General features: G+C 66.7%; 2 protein-coding genes. Both read right to left on the reverse strand.

The window, feature by feature from the left end; genetic code table 11:
* Positions 1-271: 271 nt before the first annotated feature.
* Positions 272-1,303 carry a DUF7146 domain-containing protein gene (locus A8B82_RS21020; protein WP_067297023.1) on the reverse strand — a complete coding sequence of 344 codons (1,032 nt, stop codon included), beginning with the start codon at positions 1,301-1,303 and terminating at the stop codon, positions 272-274.
* Between the two features lie 3 nt (positions 1,304-1,306).
* Positions 1,307-5,326 (reverse strand): bifunctional class I SAM-dependent methyltransferase/DEAD/DEAH box helicase (locus tag A8B82_RS21025; RefSeq protein ID WP_067297025.1); only part of this gene is annotated, 4,020 nt, incomplete at its 5' end.

Genomic DNA, 5,326 nt, shown 5'->3' on the forward strand with positions numbered 1-5,326 from the left:
TCGGGGCCGGAACGCATGTGGAGGAGGGCGGCAGGCAAGCTATTTGTTTCGCGATGCAAAGCGGGGGCTCGTCCCCCGCGGCGGAAATAGCTTGCCTGCCGCCCTTGATGGGGCGTCCCCTTTGACGGCCGCCTGCCCATCTCTTGAAGGCCGCTCGGGGGACGGGTGGATGAGATTTACCCGGGAAGAGGCGAAGGCGACGGTCCAGAACCATGACAGGGAACCGTGACCCCTGCCCCGCTATCCCCGACCGCCCCCTGCGCGATGCTGCTCAGCCGGATAGGCGATGCCGATCCTCTGGCCCGATCTGACCCGCCAGATCCTGGCGCAGCGCCTCTTTGCCGTTCGCCCGGAGATCATCGTTGAAATCCCCGAGCCGTGGTTCCAGCACCCGTACGGCAATCCCGGCATCAAGGGCTCTGGCGCTCAACCTCTCTGCCGCGCGCTCACCGGACGGATCGCGGTCGATGGCGATGTAGAGGCGCTGTACCCCGTCCGGCAGCAGGACCGCCCCGAGGTGACCCGAGGAGAGCGCCGCCCAGACGGGAAGGCCGGACACAGCTTCGACGAGCGACAGCATGGTCTCGATGCCTTCGCCGACGACGAGGATGTCGTCATGCGGGGTCAGCCTGACGGCATTGCCCAGGAGGTGACCCATGGCACGCCGCTGCGTCTCGACGGCCGCCTTTCTCTGTCCGTCAGGTGCGAGCCAGGTGCGATGCACGCCCTGCAGGGCCCCTGCCCCATCGGTGACCGCAGCGATCAGCGCCGGTCTGGGGATGCTCCGGGTCTGGCCCTCATCCCGATGCCAGCACTTCGGGTGGAAGCGCAGCGCGCTCATCGTGCCGCCTTGGGTGATGCCTCGGGAGCGGAGGTAGGTGTCGGCAAGCGTGCCTGCGACCGGCACCGAGGCTGCAAACAATCGCGCCGCCGCCGCTGGCGTGCCACCGGGGGCTTTGGCCTTCTTCGGCACTGGCCTATTCGGGAGGACCGGCTGGGGACGGCCAAGATGCGCTCGGGCCTCAGTGAGAAGATCGGGAAAGCGGGAGATCCCGGTCCTCTCGCGGATGATGTCGAGAAGATCACCATGCTCACCCGTGGCGCCGTCGGTGAATTTTCCGGCCGCCCCCGGGCCAGACGCAGGCCCTGCCAGCCGCACGAAGAGCGACCGACCGGGGTTGTTCTTCAGATCGCCCACGATCCAGTAGGACCCTTCCCGCCGTCCGGCGGGAAGGTAGGCGCGACACACGCTCTCTGCGTTTTCCGCCAGAGCGCGGATCACATCTTCAGTCTCGGAATACATGGCTCAGCACCCTCCGCGCGCATGTAGTCCTGTCACAGGACAACGTGCAAGCAGACGATCAAGCACTGCGATGCCGCTCGAGTCCGCTGGGCAGAATAGCCGCAGCTTCCAGGCGATGATCTCCGAGAAGAACCCATCGGCCTTGAGCCGGTCCTTGGCGGCACCCAAAAAGCCCGACAGTTCGATCCGGTTCACCCCCATGACGCGGGACCGGTGCAACTCCATCCCCTCGACCAGCCGCACCACGGTCTTGCCCTCCAAAACGAGGGCATGGACCTGTGCGGCTGTCAGCTGCGGCGCGTCAGCGGCCAGCGTGGCCGCGACCCAAGACGGCGAGACGCGGCGACCGATGATGCGCTGGCCATCGTCGGTTTGTAGCCGGTAGACGCGGGTTTCATCCTGGGGGAGCTGCTTCCAGATCGGCAGCAGCAGGCCAGCGACGATGTGCATCGTGGTTTCCGTGAATTCCGGCATCTCGGCCAGTTCCGCGGTCCATGCGGCGGCGAAGGCCGTGCGGTCGGCTTCCAGCCAATGGGTGTCCTCCATGATCTTCGCGGGAACCGTGCTCGCCTCGGTCGGCCGGATCAGACGCAGGCGGGGTTCGATGGTGCCATCGTCCAGCATCAGGCTGGTCGCGGGCACCTGCACGGCAGCCCGGCCCGAGCGGCTGTTGACCAGCAGGCGTGCCTTTAGGTCGTCGAGCCAGTCGAGCGCATCCGCCAGTGACAGCGGTGTATTGCGCTGCTTTTGCGCGATGCTCAGCAGCTGGGTTTCCGCGCCGGAGCCGGGATGGGTGTAGATCACCCGTGCGTCCGTCACCTGAAAGCTCTCGGCGCGCAGCGTCTCGAGCCCGAGGTCGTAGACCCCGGCAGCGATAGCGCCCTCGATTCGCTGGTCGAGGAGTTCCTCGAAGGCCGCGAAGAGCACGGCCTGCATGTCGATCGTCAGCGCCAGCAGGCGATTGAGGAAGGTCGTGATCGGGGGCAGATCATCCTTCAGCCCATTGTCATCGGTCAGGCTGAGACCTGTGGCATCCTCGAAAGCGCCAAGTGAGCACCCCGCGACATCGCCGCGATAGATGCGGCGGTAAAGCTGGCGCAAGGCATCGCGGGCATAGGGAGACTCCAGATTGTCCTCGGGCCGGAACAGCCCCTGCCCGCCGGTTTGACGCTGGCCGCGCGTGATCGCCCCGAGCGTGTCGAGGCGACGCGCGATGGTCGACAGGAACCGCTTCTCCGCCTTCACATCCGTGGCCACGGGGCGGAAGAGCGGCGGCTGCGCCTGGTTCGTGCGGTTGGTGCGCCCGAGGCCTTGGATGGCAGCATCGGCCTTCCAGCCCGGTTCCAAGAGGTAATGCACCCGCAGGCGCTGGTTCTTGGCCCCGAGATCGGCGTGATAGCTGCGCCCGGTGCCACCCGCATCCGAGAAGATCAGGATGCGCTTCTGGTCATCCATGAAGGCGGCGGTTTCCGCGAGATTGGCAGACCCCGCCCGGGATTCGACCACGAGGCGCGCCGCATGCCCTTCGCCCTTGCGCACGATGCGGCGCGAGCGGCCTGTCACTTCCGCCACCAGATCAGTGCCGAAGCGCTGGACGATCTGGTCCAGCGCGCCGGGCACCGGCGGCAGCGAGGCCAGATGCTCGATCAGCGCATCGCGCCTGCGCGCCGCTTCACGACATTCCACTGGCTGGCCGTCGCGCGTGACGGGCCGCGAGGACAGGTTGCCTTCGCTATCGGTGAACGGCTCATAGAGCTGCACCGGGAAGGAATGGGCGAGGTAGTCCAGGCAAGCCTCTCTTGGCGTGATATCCACCCGCACATCGTTCCACTCGTCCGTGGGGATGTCCGACAGGCGGCGCTCCATCAGCGCCTCGCCTGTCGAGACGATCTGGATGACGGCCGCGTGGCCCGCGGCGAGATCGGCGTCGATGGCAGCGATCAGGGTGGGGGTTTTCATGGAAGTGAGCAGATGGCCAAAGAAGCGCTGCTTGGCAGACTCGAAAGCCGAGCGCGCGGCGGACTTGGCCTGACGGTTCAGTGTGCCACTGTCGCCCGTGATGTTGGCGGCCTCCATCGCCGCCGCAAGGTTGTTGTGGATGATGGCGAAGGCCCCGGCATAGGCATCGTAGATGCCGCGCTGCTCCGGGCTGAGGGCATGAACCAGCATCTCGTACTCGACGCCGTCATAAGAAAGCGACCGGGCGGTGTAGAGACCAAGGGATCGCAGATCGCGCGCAAGGACCTCCATGGCGGCAACGCCGCCAGCCTCGATTGCCTCGACGAACTCCCCGCGCGTCGCGAACGGGAAATCCTCGCCGCCCCAAAGACCGAGGCGCTGCGCATAGGCGAGGTTATGGACCGAGGTCGCCCCCGTGGCCGAAACATAGACCACGCGGGCATTGGGCAACCTGTGCTGAAGGCGCAGACCAGCCCTGCCCTGCTGCGAGGCCGTGACATCACCGCGCTCGCCCTTGCTTCCGGCGGCATTGGCCATGGCGTGGCTTTCGTCAAACAGGATCACCCCGTCGAAATCCGCCCCCAGCCAGTCGACGATCTGATCGACGCGGGACTTTTTTGCGCCCCGCTCCTCGGAGCGCAGCGTTGCATAGGTGGTGAACAGAATGCCCTCGGAGAGCGGGATGTCGCGGCCTTGTGCAAAGCGCGACAGTGGCGTCACCAACAGCCGCTCCTGGCCGAGCGCCGACCAATCGCGCTGCGCGTCCTCAAGCAGCTTGTCGCTCTTCGAGATCCAGAGCGCCTTGCGGCGGCCTTGGCACCAGTTGTCGAGCAAGATCCCAGCCGACTGGCGGCCCTTGCCCGCCCCGGTGCCATCGCCAAGGAAGAAGCCGCGGCGGAAGCGGATGGCGTCGGGATCATCGTCCTTGGCGGCAGAGACCATATCGCCGGTCTCATCCACGCACCAGGACCCGGCAAGATGCGCGGAATGCGCCTCGCCCGCGTAGATCACGGTCTCAAGCTGCGCGTCGGACAGAAGGCCATCGCGCAGGATGGCGGCTGGAAGCTTGGGCCGGTAGCTGGGTTTCGGGGGAGCGACCGAAGCCATGGCCGCCGATTGTACCAGCTTGGTCGGGTGCGGTTCCGCCCCGGGGATGTCGATCGCCTGCAGCCGGAAGGTCTCATAAATGGCATCCGACAGGCGCGTGCTGGCCCCGTCCTCGGTTGCATCGCGCAGGGTATAGGCGAGGTCTGCGGCCTCGATCTGTGGAGCGGTGTTGGTGGCGGGTGTTGCTGGCGTGGCGCGCGATGTGCTGATGGCTGCGCGCGTGGTGCGGGCAAGATTTCCCGGGAAGGGGGGAGTGGGGACGTGCGCGCTAGGGCTTCGGGCGTCCAGCGCGAGGCGCGGGGGGACGTGGGCAGTGATCAGCGACAGCAGGCTGGCCACATCGGACAAAATCGGGCGTGCCAGATCGGCGATGATGCCGCCCCGCTCACCGCCACGGCATTTGTCGAAGACAGAGATACGGGTCTCGAAACTCGTGCCGTGCTTGGCGAAGGCCGCACCCGACACGGCACCTGTAAAAACCAGATGCGCGGTCTCGGTCAGGCGGGCGAAGGTTTCCGCCCAGGCAGGGGCGTCGGGCGCGAAACTCGCTCCCGTGATGGCAACCAGCCGTCCGCCGGGAGCCAGACGCGCAAGCGCGGAGCGCAGATGCCGGGCTGTCGCCTCGGTGGTGCGGGTATCGACATTGGCCACGACCGAGAACGGCGGGTTCATCAGGATGACGCTCGGGCGCAGGTCCGCGTCGAGATGATCGTCGATCTGCGCCGCGTCAAAGCCCGTGACGGGTCGGCCCGGAAACAGGCGGCGCAGAAGATCGGCGCGGGTGTCGGCAAGCTCGTTCAGCGCGAGACTGCCGCCCGCGATTTCTGCGAGGACCGCCAGAAGGCCCGTCCCAGCCGATGGCTCCAGCACCAGATCGCGCGCGGTGATCTGTGCTGCAGCCATTGCGGCCAGTCCCATGGGCAGCGGCGTCGAGAACTCCGATGACCATTCGTCAAG

Origin of the sequence: Sulfitobacter sp. EhC04 (assembly GCF_001650875.1) — a bacterium.
Classification (GTDB): domain Bacteria; phylum Pseudomonadota; class Alphaproteobacteria; order Rhodobacterales; family Rhodobacteraceae; genus Sulfitobacter.

Bases quoted from the DNA above. Each gene is read 5' to 3' on its own strand.
- A8B82_RS21020 (WP_067297023.1), bottom strand. From the start codon at position 1,303: ATGTATTCCGAGACTGAAGATGTGATCCGCGCTCTGGCGGAAAACGCA.